The sequence below is a fragment of the Thalassospira sp. TSL5-1 genome (assembly GCF_001907695.1).
In the GTDB taxonomy this organism is placed as follows: Bacteria; Pseudomonadota; Alphaproteobacteria; order Rhodospirillales; family Thalassospiraceae; genus Thalassospira.
Genome location: NZ_KV880644.1, coordinates 1 through 17,529, shown reverse-complemented (window position 1 = coordinate 17,529; position 17,529 = coordinate 1). Strand labels below are relative to the sequence as shown.

14 protein-coding genes are annotated in these 17,529 nt (G+C 54.4%); 1 reads left to right on the top strand and 13 read right to left on the bottom strand.

Annotated features, from left to right (window positions below):
• The first annotated feature begins 71 nt into the window (after nucleotides 1-71).
• On the top strand, nucleotides 72-953 hold the full coding sequence (locus tag LF95_RS22160; protein ID WP_073957394.1) for a LysR family transcriptional regulator: 882 nt from the start codon (nucleotides 72-74) through the stop codon (nucleotides 951-953).
• Nucleotides 954-976: 23 nt separating this feature from the next.
• On the opposite strand, the gene LF95_RS22155 is transcribed toward LF95_RS22160, so the two are convergent.
• From LF95_RS22155 to LF95_RS22095, 13 genes are all read right to left on the bottom strand, one after another.
• A complete protein-coding gene (locus LF95_RS22155) occupies nucleotides 977-1,864 on the bottom strand; it encodes a LysR family transcriptional regulator (RefSeq protein WP_073957393.1) in 888 nt (295 codons plus the stop codon).
• 182 nt (nucleotides 1,865-2,046) lie between these two features.
• Nucleotides 2,047-3,777, bottom strand: a complete 1,731-nt coding sequence (locus tag LF95_RS22150; protein WP_083607909.1) for an OFA family MFS transporter — start codon at nucleotides 3,775-3,777, stop codon at nucleotides 2,047-2,049.
• A gap of 267 nt (nucleotides 3,778-4,044) precedes the next feature.
• On the bottom strand, nucleotides 4,045-5,622 hold the full coding sequence (locus LF95_RS22145) for a sulfatase-like hydrolase/transferase (protein ID WP_168173744.1): 1,578 nt from the start codon (nucleotides 5,620-5,622) through the stop codon (nucleotides 4,045-4,047).
• A complete protein-coding gene (locus LF95_RS22140) occupies nucleotides 5,612-6,652 on the bottom strand; it encodes an ABC transporter ATP-binding protein (protein WP_073957390.1) in 1,041 nt (346 codons plus the stop codon). The genes LF95_RS22145 and LF95_RS22140 overlap by 11 nt, the downstream gene beginning before the upstream one ends.
• A gap of 4 nt (nucleotides 6,653-6,656) precedes the next feature.
• The gene (locus LF95_RS22135) at nucleotides 6,657-7,523 is read right to left on the bottom strand and encodes an ABC transporter permease (protein ID WP_073957389.1); all 867 of its coding nucleotides are present in this window, start codon (nucleotides 7,521-7,523) and stop codon (nucleotides 6,657-6,659) included.
• Complete coding sequence (locus LF95_RS22130) at nucleotides 7,514-8,422, bottom strand: hypothetical protein (protein WP_083607901.1); 909 nt, start codon at nucleotides 8,420-8,422, stop codon at nucleotides 7,514-7,516. Before LF95_RS22130 ends, LF95_RS22135 begins: the two co-directional genes overlap by 10 nt.
• Nucleotides 8,423-8,424: 2 nt before the next feature.
• Entirely contained in the window at nucleotides 8,425-9,558 is a 1,134-nt protein-coding gene (locus LF95_RS22125; RefSeq protein ID WP_073957388.1) for an extracellular solute-binding protein, read from the bottom strand.
• 36 nt (nucleotides 9,559-9,594) lie between these two features.
• A complete protein-coding gene (phnX, locus tag LF95_RS22120) occupies nucleotides 9,595-10,413 on the bottom strand; it encodes a phosphonoacetaldehyde hydrolase (protein WP_073957387.1) in 819 nt (272 codons plus the stop codon).
• A complete protein-coding gene (locus tag LF95_RS22115) occupies nucleotides 10,410-11,564 on the bottom strand; it encodes a TIGR03364 family FAD-dependent oxidoreductase (RefSeq protein ID WP_073957386.1) in 1,155 nt (384 codons plus the stop codon). Before LF95_RS22115 ends, phnX begins: the two co-directional genes overlap by 4 nt.
• 121 nt (nucleotides 11,565-11,685) lie before the next feature.
• Nucleotides 11,686-12,564, bottom strand: coding sequence for a LysR family transcriptional regulator (locus LF95_RS22110; RefSeq protein WP_083607900.1), 879 nt, complete (start codon nucleotides 12,562-12,564; stop codon nucleotides 11,686-11,688).
• Nucleotides 12,565-12,729: 165 nt separating this feature from the next.
• Nucleotides 12,730-14,769 (bottom strand): sensor histidine kinase, encoded by a 2,040-nt coding sequence (locus LF95_RS22105; protein WP_073957384.1) that lies wholly within the window; start codon nucleotides 14,767-14,769, stop codon nucleotides 12,730-12,732.
• Nucleotides 14,762-16,282, bottom strand: coding sequence for a sigma-54-dependent transcriptional regulator (locus LF95_RS22100; RefSeq protein ID WP_083607899.1), 1,521 nt, complete (start codon nucleotides 16,280-16,282; stop codon nucleotides 14,762-14,764). Before LF95_RS22100 ends, LF95_RS22105 begins: the two co-directional genes overlap by 8 nt.
• A 130-nt stretch (nucleotides 16,283-16,412) precedes the next feature.
• Nucleotides 16,413-17,147 carry a DUF4396 domain-containing protein gene (locus LF95_RS22095; protein WP_073957383.1) on the bottom strand — a complete coding sequence of 245 codons (735 nt, stop codon included), beginning with the start codon at nucleotides 17,145-17,147 and terminating at the stop codon, nucleotides 16,413-16,415.
• Nucleotides 17,148-17,529: the final 382 nt, after the last annotated feature.

Sequence of the window (17,529 nt, the reverse complement as noted above, 5' to 3'; positions counted from 1 at the left end):
CTCCGATATTGACGATGGCGGTAATATAAGACAAATTACTTTAAAATTTTTATTTCATTAGTTTTGTTAATATGAACATCACACAAATCAGAAGCCTGATTGCAATTGCGGAAACGGGCAGCTTCACGGCTGCCGCACAGCGCATTGGCATTACCCAGTCGGCCATGAGCCAGTCCATGGCCGGGCTGGAGGAAAATCTGGCGGTAAAATTGCTGGTTCGGCAGTCAGGTGGTGTTTTTTTGACAGCCTTTGGCGAAAAGGTGCTTGATCACGCGCGACGTGCCATGACCCACTTGAACGCCATTCAAACAGAAGCCGCGATTGAGGCCGGGCAACCGCTTATGTCCCTTCGACTTGCGGCTTTCGCCAGTGTTTATGCCACCATATTGCCACGTCTGATTGCGCGGTTTCGGGTGCTGCATCCCGATATTCATCTTACCTTGCTGGAAAGCGATGACGTTGAAATTGAAAATCTGCTGGCGGCGGGGCATGTGGATTTGGGTGTGGTTTTGAACCCGGCACCACAGGATAATGCGCTCTTGCTGGGGCAGGATGAATGGTTGGCCATTTTCCCGCGATCTCACCATTTGGCCCGGCGGCAGTCTGTCTCCCTTGCTGATCTGGCCGGGCAGCCGTTCGTTCTGGCAACAGGCGGATGCCACATTCATGCGCAAAGCCTGCTGGCAGATGCCAGGCTGATATTGTCGGACATTCGCATTCGTGTCCGGGACTGGAACAGTGCGATTGCCCTGGTGGGGGCGGGCGAGGGGATTTCTCTCGTTCCGGAAACGGCCTTGCAGAGGCAAGACAGGATGACAGGGCAGAAAAGTCTGGCAACGGCGCGGCTCAATCCGGGGCTTTATCGCCAATTTGGGTTGCGGGCGCCATTGCCCGATGAAATGTCGCATGCTGCGCGCTTGTTCTGGCACATGGCGGAACGCCGTATCGCCTGAAAGGCTGTTCAGGGTAAAACGCCTTAAACCAGCGAGGATATTCTGGCGGCTTCTTTTAACAAGGCGGAAACCACAGGCGTTGCCGGTTCGCGGTTAACCGCAATCAAACCAATCTGATGGGTGGCATCGGGCTCGGTGATGGGGATGGCGCGAATGCGGTCGGGCAGGCCAAAGGCCTCGATCATTTTTTCCGGCATGATGCTGGCCCAGTTGCCGGTTTGCACATGGGAAAACAGCGCGATCATGGAATCGGAAACCAGGGTTGGTTTGGCTTCCGCCCCAGCCTCGGCCAGGTGACCATCAATAATACGGCGGTTTTGCATGTCCGGCGTTAACAGGCACAGCGGCAGTTTGCTGGCCTCATGCCATGTGATGCTGTCCTTATGGCCGTAATCGGCATGGATGGACGTAACCAGCAAATACCGTTCGTCATAAAGGGGTACTTTTGTCACCCTCCCTACCGGCTCATTGTCCAGATAGGTGATGCCGGCATCGACCTCCAGATTCTCCAGCAATGTGCGAATTTCGCCCGATGTGCGCGACAGGATGGAAAAGGTAATATCGGGATGTTTTTCCCGAAAGGGGGTGGTCAGTTCCTGCACCATCGCAAGGGCGGTGGGGATGACGGCAATTTTGACCTTGCCGGTCAGGCCCAGGCGCATGGCGCGCATTTCATCGCGCATGGACCGCGCACTGCCCACAATATGGCGTGCCCAGTCCAGCACCCGTTCGCCTTCCAGGGTCAGCCCCTGAAACCGCGATCCGCGCCGTACCAGCATCACGCCCAACTGTTCTTCCAATTGGCGAATGGCGCTTGAAAGGGTGGGTTGTGTGACGCCACAGGCTTCGGCGGCATGGCCGAAATGTTGCTCGCGGGCGAGCACCATAAACATTTCCAGTTTGTCGATCATTCTTGCCCCGTCCCGGTCATGGTAACCATACCGGTGCGTTTAAGGTGGTTTTGTTGCAGGCAGGTTAACCGATTTGGGACGCAAAACTGCAACAAAACCTTATCCGTCATAGGGGTATTTTCGTAAAACCCGGCAGATGAAACGCGATGATCCCGCTCTGGATCACCGCGTTTCGTTGATAATCAGGCTTTTGATGCTGCCGGGGCGGCATCGGCTTCGTCTGCTTCGGTTTCCATGTAATGCCTGTCATGGATCGGTTTGACCAGGGCATTGGCGATCAGGCCAATCACCAGCAAACCCGCCATCGCATACATGGTGGTGTTATACAGGCTGGGTGTCGGATCAACCGTTCCCGCCGGGGCAATTTCCATCAGGTGCCCGATGGTCACGGTTTTGGCTGCCACCAGTTGGTCAAGCTGGTCCATACCGGCACCAAATTTGGCCTGGAAGGCCGCCGGGTCAACATGGCTTGCCAGATCCTTGATCGAATTTGTTACCGAAGTCTGGCGCAATTGGGTAATCGCAAGCGGCCCCAGCACGCCAGCCGTGCTCCATGCCGTGAGCAAACGGCCATGAATGCCACCGACATATTTGGTGCCAAACACATCGGCGAGATAGGCGGGAATGGTGGCAAAGCCGCCGCCATACATGGTGAAAATCACCATCGTCGCGGCATAGAACATGATCAGCCATGTCACGACCGGATTAACGCTCACCTGGCTTGCCGCATAGGGGATCGACAAATACAGGACAATGCCAAGGATAAAGAAGCAGTAATAGGTGTTTTTGCGCCCGATATAATCGGAAATCGAGGCCCAGAAGAACCGCCCGCACATGTTAAAGACCGAAATCATGAACACATAGGTGGCGGCAAAACTGGAATTGACCACCATCGGCAAGGTGCTGCCGAAAATTTCCGACATCATGGTTTTGGCAACGCCAATTACCCCGATACCAGCGGTGACGTTAAAGCACAGCACAATCCACAACATATAAAATTGCGGCGTTTTCAGCGCCTGATCGATATGGACGTTTTTATGCGTGATCATGCGTTTTGAGGCAGTATCCGCACTGGGGGGCGTCCAGCCTGCCGGAAGCCAGCCTTCACGCGGCACACGATAGGAAAAAGACGCAATCATCATGACGATGAAATAGGCAACACCCAGTGTAAAGAAGGTGGCCGCCGCACCGGTATTGCCGGTCCCCACGACATAAATACCTTCCTGCAATGGCACGGGGGCGGCGGCAACCTGTGCGGCACCGGCGATGACAACTTCCACCATCTGCCCGCCAACTTCGGCCATGCGTTTGCCGCCTTCGGTGACAAGGTTGACGGTGCCTTCCGCACCCAAAAATTGCGGGGCCTTGTAGAAAAAGCCCAGCAGCGATTCCTTGATGGGCGTTGCGATCATCGCGCCGCCGCCAAAGCCCATAATCGCCATGCCGGTTGCCATGCCGCGCCGGTCAGGGAACCAGCGGATCAGGGTGGAAACCGGCGAAACATAGCCCAGGCCCAGCCCGCAGCCGCCAATCGCGCCATAACCCAGATAAACCAGCCAAAGCTGGTGCGTCATAATGCCGATGCCGCCAATGATGAAGCCCCCGCCCCAGCAGAACGCGGCAACAACGCCCACCATGCGCGGGCCGACTTCTTCAAGCCATTTGCCGCCAAAGGCCGCCGCCAGACCCAGAAACACGATGGCAACCGAGAAAATCCAGACAACGGATTTCAGGCCCCAGTCCCCCGACGAGGCCGCAACCACGCCAAATTCCTTGATCAGCGGCGGGTTGAAAATGCTCCATGCGTAAACGGAGCCAATGCACAAATGAATGGCGATGGATGCTGGCGGAACCTTCCAGCGGTTAAAATCGTCATGCGCGACGATATGTTCCTTCTTAAGGCTATCAAACATTCCGTTTTTCCTCCCGGTATTCTGCTTTTTTCCGGCCTTCATGGGCCGCGTCCGTCATTATCCGGCGCTATACCTCCGCAATTCCCGTGCCATTTGTCGCTATGGCAGGGATTTGACGGTGTTGTTGGAAATATTCTGATTGTTTTGCCCTATTGCCCGATTGCGAGCGGGACAAAATGTCCAACTATTTTTGAAATATCATTGGCAAAAGGGACATTTTGTCCATTGTCGCGGCGTGTGGGTCAAATGCTGCGCAGCATGTTGCGGTCAGTCTTGCGGAAATGTATGAAATTCCCAGCATTGGCGATTGCCGTGAAGATGGTCGTTTTGGGCCTGAAGGCACGACAGCATTTCATTTTCGTAGCTGATGCGCATGTTGAAAAGGCGCTCCAGCCCTTCATATCGCAGAGCCAGCCCTTTGTCGCTTTCAGCGATATTGAGATGTTCGCCAGGGTCATTTGACAGGTCATGGACCACCGGCGGCAGGGTTGGAAAATGAACATATTTGAAGGTTTTGGTGCGCACGACATGGAAATTGCACAACCGGCTTGGCAAACCGAAATGCTGTTCGGCCTTCAAATTGGCAAGGTTGCGGAAATCGTGGCTCCAGAATACGCAATCGCGCCAGTCAGATGGGGGTAAACCGTTGAGAAACGGCACCAGGCTTTTACCGTCAAGATTGACATCGGGTTCTAGCCTGAGCAACTGTACAAGGGTGGGAAACAAATCAATCGACTGGGTGAAATGGTCAATTGACTGTCCGGGTTTTGTGCCAGGAACGCGCATGATCAGCGGCACATGGGCGGCCGCATCGTGCCAGCCCACCTTGCCAAGCAAGTCATGATCAAACATCTGTTCGCCGTGATCGCCTGAAATGACGATAATGGTATTTTCCCAAAGATCGAGTGTTTTGAGCCGGGCAACAAGTTGGCCGATATGATGGTCCACCTCGGCCATCAGGGCGCCGTAGGCATGGCGGATTGCGGTTTGGGTTTGTTCACTGGCCGTATGAACCGGGCCGGATATGTTGGGCGCAAAAGAGGACAGGTTTTGTGTGCGATGGTGAAATGCGATCAGGGGGTGGCGTATTGCTTCGCTATGTGATGGGCGATTTTCACGTTTATTCGCATCCGGCACGGAAACTTTGGCAAGCCATTCCTTGGCGGCGGCAAAAGGCGGATGGGGTGCAATATAGGATAAGTGAATAAAAAATGGCTGCTGTGTGTTGGCCGAGAGATGGTCCAGCACCTGAGCCGTGAGAAACGCGGTTTCCGAATCTTCGGCTTTTATGCAGGTTGACGTGCCAAAGGGTGCCATTTGATAAATGCCATCCCGCCCTGCCTTGGGATTGGCAATGGGATAACCCTTTTTGATCAAATCGGCGATCCAGGGTTGTGCGCGGGCGGTTAACAGGCATTGTACGTCAAATCCCGGGGCAATGCCTTCTTCATCCGCCCAGGCTGGGTCGGTTGGTTCTAAGGTGCGGGGATCCGCCTGGGTGTCGGTATAGCCAAATAAAACGGGGCGGTAGCCAGAATGGCGCGCGGCCTGTGCCAGGGTGCGATATTGGGCATCAAGCGGCGATCCGTTTTGGATGACGCGGTGTTTATGGGGGTAAAGCCCGGTCAGCAGCCCGGCCCGCGCCGGGCCGCACGGATAAGCCTGGGTGTAATGCCGGGTAAAGCAGGTGGCGTTATTGCACAAGGCGTCAAGATGCGGTGTTGGCACTGCTGCCTTTTGCCCCGGTCCCATGTCGCCGCGCCATTGATCCACGGTGATGAACAGAACATTGGGGCGTGGACTGTTTGCGAGGGCGCGCGGCGACGGAACTGTTTTAGCTGGCAAAGACATTGACGTCCTCGGGCTCGAAATTGACATGAATCGCATCCCCGGCATTAAGATGGCTGATGTCGCGGCTGGGCGCATCAATGCGCAAATCCAGGGGGCCGTGGGGGCCATCGGCACAGACATAAAGCCGTGTTGTCTGGCCCTGAAATAGGCGGGCCTCAACCTTGGCCTGCAGGCCCTCATTGGGGGAACACAGCTTTATATCCTCGGCACGGACATAAAGGGAGACCGGATTTTGGCTTTTGGCGACAGCGCGCGAAAAAAACGGATCAAGCCGGACATGCCCGTCTGATGGCATCAGGGTAATGACATTGCGGGTGCCGATAAAGCGTGCGGCAAATTCCGACGATGGCTTGTGATAAAGCTCTTCGGGGGTGGCAACCTGTTCGATCTGCCCGGCCTGCATGATGACGACCCTATCAGCGACCGCAAGGGCTTCGGATTGATCATGGGTGACAAGAATAGCCGTGGTTTTGATTTGCTGCTGAATACGGCGGATTTCATCACGCAAATGATCGCGCACAATGGCATCCAGCGCCGAGAGGGGTTCGTCAAGCAGCAGCACACTGGGATTAGGTGCCAGGGCACGGGCCAGGGCGGTGCGCTGTTGTTGGCCACCGGAAAGCTGCGAGGGGTGATGATCGGCCCGTTCGGTCAGTTTGGTCAGGTGTAACAGTTCATCTACCCGGGTTTTTCGTTCTTTTTCCGGTATTTTGGCGGCCTTGAGGGGAAAGGCGATATTGTCGCGCACCGTCATGTTGGGGAAAAGGGAATAGCCCTGAAAAACCATCCCGATATGGCGCTGCTGCACGGAAAGACGGGTAACGTCAGTCTCGCCGAAGGTGATTTTGCCGTGATCGGGTGGTGTGAGGCCGGCGATGGTACGCAACAGTGTTGTTTTACCACATCCCGAACTGCCAAGCAGCGCGATCATTTCACCAGCGGGAATATCCAGATTGATATCCTTTAGGGCCGGTTTCCCATTGAAGCTTTTGCCGATGTTACGAATACGGATCGGGGTGGTCATTTTGTTATCCTTTTCTTTTGGCAAAGTTACCGGCATTGAGCCAGACAACACAAACCGAAAGCACGAGTGTGACCGCGAAATTGATGATCGTCATGACGGCCAGAATGTTGTAATCGGCGTCCGAACTTCTGAGCATGTTGAGCAGATAAAGCTGAACGGTTTCAAAGCGACTGCCGATCAGAAACTGGGTCAGGGGAACTTCGTTAAAGGAAGTGCCAAAAGCCATAAGGGTGCCCGTGGCAATGCCCGGCCCGATATTTGGCAGGATGACATGCCAAAGTGTTTTTAATTCTGATGCGCCGCAGGTGCGTGCCGCCTCGGCAAGGTGTTCGACACGGGCGGAAGACATGGCATTGTCAATCGCCCAGTAAACGAAGGGAAAGGCAATGGCGATTTGTGCAATCAGAACAAGGCCGATAGTGCCCTGTGCCGCAGGCATGTAATCACCAGAAAGCTGCAACAGGCCAAAGGCAATAACCAGAATGGGAATCGCCAGCGGAATGGCCGCGAGCAACTGCAAAATGTTTTTGATGCCGGGATTATGCACCTTTTGCCAGTAAACGGCAGGGACAACGAGGATGATTTCGCCGAGTGCAACAACAAGCGCAAGACAGAGAGAGCGCAGCAGCGCCCCGCGAAAACGGTTGTCGGCAAAGCCATCAAACCAGTGCGAGAGCGTGTAACCATCCGGGACGATATGGGTTGTCCAGCGGGTGGAGACGGAATAAAGAAATGTCGCCAGCATTGGCAGAATGATATAGGCCGCGACCATAAGCAGCATGAGAAAGACCGGCATGCTGCCAGGAAACAGGCGCGATATGCCAATGTTGTGCGGTTTGGGTGAAACCGAAGCCATGCTGTTTACAGCCATTTTCCCGCCCTTTTTAGCATAATTTTATAAAGGGTCAGTGCACAGATGGCGATGATCATGAGAAGGACAGCCAGGACCGGCATTTGCTGATTGCCAAGCAGAAGACCTGTCATGGAACGGCTCATTTTCAGGGTGATCAGGTTGAAAGCCGGGCGACTGGACCCCAAAAGTGCGACAGGCAGGCCGTAAAGCCCCATAGACCAGGTGAAACACAAAATCCAGCTTGCCCCCAAAAAGGGACCAAGAACCGGAATGCCGACATAGCGCCAGAATTGCCAGCGATTGGCACCGCAGCACTGGCAGGCTTCCCACCATTCATTGCGAATCAGTGCCATTGATGGAAGTGTGAGCAAAACAAACATCGGCACGATGCCATATTCATAGGCAATGGTCAGGCCCCAGAAGGACGAAGAGGCTGGCGGGATGATGTCAATGCCGATCATTTTCAGTGCCAATGTGATCATGCCATAGCTTCCCAAGGCTGCGACATAGCCAAAGGCCAGGCCAATGCCTGAAAAGTTGTTGGCAACGGTCAGAAGGCCAAGATTGAGTGCCTGCCAGTTGCGCGTCATGCGCGAGATGATCCAGGTTAAAGGTCCGCCGACCAGCAGGGCAATCGTTGCGACGCTGAATGATAATAACAGGCTGTTTAAAATGGTTGTTCTGGCCGATCGGCTTTCAAATAGCGAAACCCAGTTTGCCAGGGTAAAGCCGCTGCCATCGGGCAGGGCAAAGCTTTGACGGATCATCAGGGCACAGGGCACGACAAGCATGACAATGCCAATGATGATCAGGGGCAGTGCCGGCCCCCAATTTGTCAACCAGCGCAGATAAGGCGAGATGGGGGCCGTTTCCGGCCCCCGCTTTGCGTTATCTGCCGCATATTGTGCGACCGACACATCTAGCCTCCAACGACTTCGTCAACCCAGAACTGGGCCAATTTCTTGACATCGACTTTCGACCAGTCCTCAATCTTGTGAACATGGGCGTATTGTTCGTCGGGCAACCAGTCCTTGCGGGCTTCTTCGGGCAAATCAAGGTCGCCCAGAACCCAGCGGATCGGCCGTGCGCCAAATTTGGCAAAGGCGATCTGGGCTTCATCGGAAAGAACAAAATCCAGGAAAACCTTGGCGATGTTCATTTTCTCGACATTGTAGCGGTTGATCATGGTGGCCGAAGGCGCATAAATTGTGCCTTGCGGAATGATGATGCGGGTATTGACGCCTTTTGCCTTCAGGGCGTTGGCCTGGGCGATGCAGTTAAAGTCATATTTAATCTGAATGGGCAATTCGCCGCGTTCCAGGGTCTGGGTGGTCGTCGGGGCCGAGGACATCTGTTTGAGCAGTTTGCGGGCAAATTCCGCACCGGGGGCCAGATTGGTTTCCGACCCACCAAAGGCATAGGCCCAGGCGATAAAGGTTGCCATCGATGTGCCGCCCATGCCCGAGGCATCAATGGCACTTACCTTGCCGGTAAATTCAGGTTTCAGCAGGTCTTCCCAGCTTTCCGGTACATTTTTGATAATGTCGGTATTGACGATCATGGCTGGAACGCCGGTAAATGTGGCAACCCAACCGCCTTCTTTGCCTTTCAGGCCCTTGGGCAGTTTGCTGGCCGAAGGCGGCATGTAAGGCGGTACAACTTTGCGTTCATCGGCAACTGGGCCAAACAAAATCCCGATATCTGATGAAATAGCCACGGGATTGTTCTTTTCCGCGTCATATTTCAGGATTTCTTCCATCGAGCCCATATCGGTGTCGATATGCTGATATTTATAGTCATATTTCTTGGCCATGAGCGAGAGAACCTCGCCATAATTGGCCCAGGTGTCGGGCATGCCATAGGTGGTGTAGATCGCAGCTTCGCGGCGGGCACTTTCAATGTCGAAGGGTTTTGACCAGTCTTCCATGACGGATTTGGCAAAGGCGATTTTCGGAAGCAGGCTGACACCGGCAGTGGCTGTGGCAACACCGGCGGTGGCGACACCCAGTTTCAAAAGATTACGGCGGCTTAGGGTAAAGGAATTTGGATTCATGGTGAAAAGTTCCTGAAAGGGTTAGGGCAAACACGTTTAGGCAACAGGATGCTCGGGCAGTGCGCCTGAGGCGATGCGATGCGAGATTTTGTCCAGCACCGGCAGTAAATCGGCGACGCTATCAATCAGGTAATGGGCACCTCCGGCACGCAGCTTCTTGCCGGCTTGCGTGCGAAGGGTCTCTTTCTGTTCCGGTGAAAGGGCATTAAGCTCTGGCAGGGAAAGGCCGGTTTCGTTGCCGCTCAGGGTCACGCCAACCGTCCAGCATCCGGCATTTACGCCTTCGGCAATGCCAACCGGGGTGTCATCGATCTTGACGATAAGCCCGGCGGGCCAAACACCCAGATCAAGAAAAGTTTTATACATGTTAAGAGGGCTGGGGCGTCCTTCCGGGACTTCGCCGGCACACACCAGGTTATCGACCGTGATGCCCTGCTGTTGTGCCAACGGTAATATCCCCTTCATGATCGGGCGGGTATAACCGGTGGTGGAGCCGATTTTCAGCCCCTGTTTGCGCAATGCTGCAACGGTTTCGGCGGCACCGGGAATGGCATCTGAATGTTCGATGGCCGATTTGGTGTTCAGCGGGATGAACATGTCATAGATGGCGTCAATTGCGGCATCGTCAGCCATTTTGCCATGCTGTTTTTGCCATAGCTGGGCAATACGCGGTTGGGTCAGAATGGCGGCAATATGGTCGCGTTTGGCGCGGCCCATCGGCGCGCGTGCTTCCTGGATGGAAATTTCAACGCCAAAATGGCGAAAAACATCAACAAAGGCGCCCATCGGGGCACGGGACCCGAAATCGACCAGAGTGCCAGCCCAGTCAAAAACAGCGGCGACAAGTTTGCTCATGACAGGGCTTCCGTGGTTTCGGTGTTGGGATCAAAAAGGTCGGTAACGATTTGTTCGCCAAGGGCCAGCCCGGTGGAGGCTCCTGTGCCGCCCGTGACAATCACCAGGCGGATATTTTGAGCCGGGCGTTCAACCAGAATGGGCCGGTCACTGGCTGCGGCGTAGCTTCCGGTCCAGCGTTCGCTGACCCGGTAATCGGGCAAATCGATTACATCCTTGAATGCCTCAAGGATCAGCTCTTCGGTCTTGCCCGAGGCAAAAGGCTCTGGCGTATCGGAATAGACATGGCTGTCCCCGACAATCAGCGAACCATCGGCGGATTGAACCGCAATCAGATGAATGCCGGCTTCGCGTGTTTCGGGCAATTCCTGGTCCAGGCGGTTTTGCAGGGCACCTGATGATGCCAAATTGGTGAAACCTTCATAACGGGCAAGTGAAAGGTCCGACATGACGGGCGATTGCAGGTGCGGCATGTTGGGTGCCGTAAGCCGCAACATTTGCAGGGTAGAAATTTTTAGATCGTGCGTGGCAATCAGGTCGGGAAACAGGGTGCTAAATTCGTTGCCGGGACACACGGCAATACTCTCTGCGCGAATAAGCCCGGCAGAAGAGTTTATGCCTTGATCCGTAACTTCCTTGACCGTTGCATTCCATAAAAAGTCAACATTCAGGGCTTCTGTCAGCCATTTTTGCAGTTGCGGGATGGCCGATGCACTTTCAACACGCAATTCATGCGGACTGAACAGGATTTCCTGAATGCCGCTTTGGCGCAGTAGCGGGATTTTTTCCTGGGCAGTTTTCGTATCAATCAGATGGCAATCCGCGCCCATTTCGGTTTGCAGGAACTCATGCAAAACATCGACAGCTTCGGTCCGGTAGGCCGGAAGGACAAGACCATGTTGCAGAACAGGAATATTTGCCTTGGGGGCGATATCGGCCCAAATGTCGCGGCTTTTGCGGGCACGCTGCCAATGGGCACCGGCCTTTTGCCCGGTAACCGTAACAAAGCCGAAATTGCGAATGGAGGCGCCATTTGCCCGTTTGTCACGGTCAATAACAATTACGCTAAGGCCTTTTTGAGCCGCCGCAAGCGCAACGCCAAGGCCGACAATCCCGGCCCCGACAACTGCAAGGTCATAATGCTTAACCATCTTTCCTTCCAAAACTGTGTTGAGAGGAAAGAATAGCTCTTTTGCGTTTCATTATTATGAAAGTTAAATTTCATAACTTTGAATTATACAATTTTGAAGTACCCAAATGCCGCCAGTCGGGCTAGAGCCCGGCGCACTTTTTGGCGATTTCAATAAAGTTGGCGACCTGTGGGCGCATTTCCGCCCCTTTCAGGCACAGCAGATAGTGGCCGATTTCGGCATCCCGGGCATCCAGCCGCACCACGTCAATATGGTCATCGGCCAGAACTTCCCCTTCAATGGCAGTACCCAGCCCGATGCCCGCCGAAACTGCCGCATAGGCAACATCGATGGTATTGACTTCCAGGCTAACGGTCGGGCTGACATTGGCCTTGTCGCAAAGCTGGCCAAAACGACGCCGGCTGCCCGATTGTTTGTTCCACAGCACCATTGCCTGCTGGTGCAAGTCACCAAGAACAAGGGGACCGTTTTGTAGCAGGGGGTGGCCCTTTTTGCCATAAATGACCAATGGCCTGCGGGCGAGTTCGATATTGTGTAATCCGGGTTCCGGTTTGGACAGTGATACCGATGCCAGATGAATGTCGCCCTTTTTCAGGGCCTGTATCAGTGACATTGTCGGGTTGCCTTGGGTGCTGAGTTTGATATCCGGGTGAGTTCGGACAAACTCGGCAAGGGCGGGCATGATCAAACGATGGGCGCTAAACCCAAATGCAAGATGGCGAGCTTCGCGGTTGCTGCGGGCGTCAAGTGTATCTTCGATTTCCTGTAAAATCTGCAGGCCGAGCTGGATTTGCCCGATCAGGGCCTCGGCCGATGGCAACAGGTTGATCGTGTATCCATCCCGTTCAAAAATACGGACCTTCCAGGTGGTTTCAAAGGCCTGGATTAAGTTCGAGACCGATGGCTGTGAAACACCAAGACTTTGGGCGGCGCGTGATATTTGCCCATGCCGTACAACAGCATCTACAGCGCGTAACTGAGCCAGAGAAAGGGACATCATAACCTCTTATAATAATAGTAAGCCCGATTATCGGCAGCGTTTTCGTGCTATGCAAGCGGGCACGCCGTAATACGCCTTTGGCGTGTGGGTAATGATGTATTTTTTATCAAAAATTTTATGAGTCTGCTTCAGTCTGCCTGACCGTATATGTATGGCGGGTATCGGTCAGTTTGCCTCGGGCAGCCAGATATAGAAAGTTGTGCCCTCAGCCGGCGTGCTCTCCACATCAAGGCTGCCGCCCTGTCGGTCGATCAGGGTTTTGCTGATTGACAGGCCAAGTCCCGTGCCCTCACGCCGTTTGGTGGTAAAGAACGGATCAAAGATGCGCTCGATCACATCGGTGCTCATGCCAGTGCCGGTATCGGCAATGGTGATCAGGATGCCGGGTTCATCATCCCGGGCCATATCCTGATCCATCAGGGACAGGGTGCCGCCGCCTGGCATCGCATGGATGGCATTGACAAGCAGGTTGACAATCACCTGTTGTAATTCTGTCCGGTTCATCACAATCAGGCGGGTGGCGGTATGGGTCAGTTTGACCTCGATGGCGGCGCGGTTCAGCAAATGTTGCACCAGCGGCAGGCAGTCATCAATCACCGATCCGGCATCGTGGCGTTCAACAAAACCGGCATATTCCTCGGGCTTGGCGAATTGCAACAGCTTGGTGACGATCTGATTAATACGGCTAACCTGTTCATCCATCAGGCGGATTTCGGTTTTGGCAATATCGGCCTGTTCGCCCAGCAGGCTACGCATTACATCAAGGTTGCCCTGCAACACGGCGACGGGGTTGTTGATCTCGTGGGCAACGCCTGCGGTAATTTCGCCAATGGCGGCCAGCTTTTCCGACATGATCAATTGTTTGGTGGTGGCCTCAAGCTGCTGGTTGGCCTGTTGCAGTTCGGCGGTACGCTTATCCACCCGCGCATTTAGCTCGTCATTCCAGTCGCGAAGCTGGCGGTCGCGCTCCTGCACCTGATCAAGCAAATCATCGAGGTGCATGGCAACATGCGATATTTCATCACGCGCGGCGGGCAGGTTTGTCCGTGCGCCCAAATCGCCATTTTCCACCCGGGCAATGGTGCGGGTCATGCGTTCCAGGGGTTTGAAAATGCCCCGCGCCCAGCGCAAAAACACCGGCACGGTAATGGTCGCCACAGCCAAAAAGGCAACAATAATCAGGATCAGGCTTTCATATTTGGTGCGGGCAAAGGGTTGTTCCAAAAAACCCACATACAGCATGCCGACCCGTTTGCCAAAACTGTCGGTAATCGGTTCGTACGCCGAAATATACCAGTCATTGACGACAAAGGCGCGATCCAGCCATACTTTTCCGTCCCCCAGCACGGCGGATCTTACGGCCTTTGAAACCCGTGTTCCCAAAGCACGGCGGTTTTCAAACAGGCGCACATTGGTGGATATGCGAACATCATCCAAAAACAGGGTCGCGGTGCCCTGGCTGCCGTCGGGCAGGCTGCTGCTGCGGTAAACCAGATCATTGATGGTATCGATGAAAACCAGATTTTGGTTAAGCAATATGCCGCCGACAAGCGCGCCTTGCACACCGTTGCCCGTCTCAATATGGCTGGCCGAGTGCACGACCATGCCCCGGCTTTCAATATTCCGCTTGGTGGGCGCGGCGTTGGGCGTATCGACCAAATTCAGGCGGGCCCGCTGTGCCATGCCGGGCGACAGGGCGGCAAGGTCGCTATTGGGGAAAATATCAACCGCCGTGCGCGATCCACCGGCCAGTGCCGTTTGGATCACCGGCCAGTTCAGGTTGGTTGTGGGGCTGACCGTTGCGGGGGAGGCACCATCCAGCTTGCCATCGGTTGTGACAAGATACAGGAAATCCAGCCCCATCTCTGTACGTTTTTTATCAAGCAGAGAGGATAGATGCCGGGATTCGTCCGGCCCTGAAAGGGCATCGCGAAAAGCAACCGATTGTCCCAATGCGTCGATCTGTTTGCCGGTATTTTCCAGAATATGGCTGAAATATTGATGCGCGATGGTTAGATCACCATGCACCTTGGCGCTTAGCAGGGCATCAAATTTGCCATTCCAGCGCGCCATCATGAAACCCAGCAACAGGGGCAAAATCACCAGGGTTGGCAGCAGGGCAATTGCCAAAAGCCGAAACCGGACAGACCGCCCTCCCGTTGATCCGGGCGGGGAGGGGGAGGAAGGTGCGGTGGTCCTAGTCATTCCAGGCGGCGCATTTACGGTCGATGGTTTTGCGCGAAACGCCCAGCCTGCGCGCGGCCTCGTTACGATTACCCCCGGTTTTGTGCAGCATCGTCATGATGTGGCGGCGTTCCAGTTCGTCCAGCGTTTCATCTTCGCCCGTATCGGTTTGTGGTAAATCATTATTGCGAAATTCCGCCGGGAAACGCCCCAATATTAATGACCGTTCAATCAGATTGCGTAATTCGCGCACATTGCCCGGCCAGTTATAACGGGTCAGGCCTGCACGCACCGCACCATCTATGGCCACCAATGGCATGCCCAGTTGTTTGCCCAGCTTGTTCATAAACAGGGCAGCCAGTTCCAGCACATCATCGCCGCGCTGGCGCAAGGGGGGCATGTGCATCTGCATGACATTGATGCGATAAAACAGATCGGCGCGAAACCGCCCGGCCTCTACCTCGGCTTCCAGGTCGGCATTGGTGGCAAAGATAAAGCGCAAATCAACCGGAGCCTCGCGTTCGGACCCGACCGGGCGAATGCGCCGGTCTTCAATGGCGCGCAACAGCTTGCTTTGGGTCGCCAGCGGCAATTCGCCAATTTCATCCAAAAACAGGGTGCCGCCCTGGGCATGCAAAAACAGGCCGTCGCGGGCATGGTTGGCCCCGGTAAAGGCGCCCTTTAAATGGCCAAAAAGCTCGGCTTCAATCATGTCGGTTGGAATGGCGGCACAATTCACCGGGACAAAGGGCTTGTCCGCCCGGTCTGACAGGGCATGGATGGAACGTGCCGTCACTTCCTTGCCCGTACCGCTTTCACCGGAAATTAAAATCGATGTTGGCAAGGGGGCGACACGGGCAATGGTATCGCGAATGTCCTGAATTTCCGGGGAATAGCCAATTAATTTGTCGCGCAACAACACATGTTCCGATGTTGATCGCAATTCATGGCGCAGCACATAGTTTTCCCGGCGCAGGCGCATGCGGTCCAGGCAGCGGGCAACGGCGTTTAATATCTGGTTGGACCGAAAGGGTTTTAAGACAAAATCAACCGCACCGGCGCGCAGCGCCTTGATCGCGGTATCAAGGTCGGCATAGGCGGTCATTAAAATGGCATCGGCAAAAAAGCCGATCTCGCGCTGCTCGGTCAGCCATTCCACCCCGCTTTTGCCCGGCATGATATTATCAAGGATCACCACGTCAAAATGATGTTCGTCCAATTTGCGCGAGGCTTCATTACAGTCGGCGGCCTCTTCCAGCCGTTTGCAACGCGGGCCCAGGGTGCGGGCGAGAAAATTCCGCATGCCCGGTTCATCATCAACCACCAAAATTGATGCCTGTGCCAGCCACGGGCCAAATTCCGGCCCGGGGCCGCTGGCGATATCCGTATCGGCCGTCGAATCAGGTGAAGCGACTGTGGTGTCGCCTGTCAGGACCGGGGCCGGATTTTCAACGGACGGGGACCGGCTGACCGGGGGCAGCGGCGTATAGACATGCGCGGACTTGTCCGGGCCACATTTCGCAGTCGATCTCATGGCGTTCCTCCGCTGATTTTATCTTGTTTTTTTTCAGACTAGATCAGTCGGCAGGGAAAAGCAAAACCGGCAAGTGAATAGGGTGTAACGGCCAAAGTATATCCTGGCCTATCTGCCTGTGGGGAATACCCTACATCTTCTCCTTCACGCCGGTTTTGATCAGCCACATATTAACCGGATAGGAGGTGGCAAAACCACACCACATGGCAATTTGCATCATGAACCAGAATTCAAAACTGGCGACCGTCAGTTCCGCCCCCAACAGGTCCTTGAAAATCACGAAATGGGCGATGGCCATAAAGCCATACATGCCAACCTGCCACGAAATCAGCGACAGGGTATCTGCTTTAATGGCCTGAAGAATGCCCTGACATACACTCAGGTCGCGCATGGGTTTAATGGTGAAATACTGAAACACCACACCAAAACCGAAAGCCAAAATGAAATCGAGAATCCAGGTGGCATACATTTTTTCTGAAAAGAACGACGGATAACCCAGCCATACTGCAATGGCGGGCACAAAAAACACCAACCATTCGGCGATGATGTCGCCCAGCGCACAGCCACTGCCACAATGGGCCGTGCCCTTTGCCACCATAATGCCAAACGGGGTTAAGCGTTTGTTGGGTGGTGTTTCATTGTTTTTCATCGCTGGCATCATGGCCCCATGCGAGGCCAGAACCCCATAGCGGAAATAAAGCCAAAGTGCCGCGACCGAGGCAAACAGGGCAAAAAGCGGCCAGACAACATTCATGATCCACATATGCTGCGGATCACGTATTTCCGCGACGATAATGACAAGGGCACTGACCAGCCCCATCCCCAATGAAAGGGCGGCTATAATATGTAGCCAGACAGGAATCATGACAGGCTCCTTGGGGCAGGAAAAATAAAGACAAGGTCGAAGCGGGTGCGGGGTGTGATGGCAGAACAGAGGATGCGTGTGAGGGCGGTACAGGAGCAGGGGACGTTTGAAGGGGCGTATTATTTGATAACGACTATTCGGCGCGCGTTGTTCCTGCGGGAGGGGCTGAAACGCTGTTTTGGGCCATGAAGGGGCTAGGGGAATCACCTTGAAATAAGAGTCCTCACCCTCTGATTGCCAAGCACCTGCAAACATTCGCGCTTTTCTGTGGCGCCTCTGGTTTCTCTCCATGTTGTCTATTTTTAAGTTATTGATAATATTGTATTTTTATAAAAAGTGTCATTAAAACGAAATTTCTTCAAAAAAGGTGTTTACAGGTGGA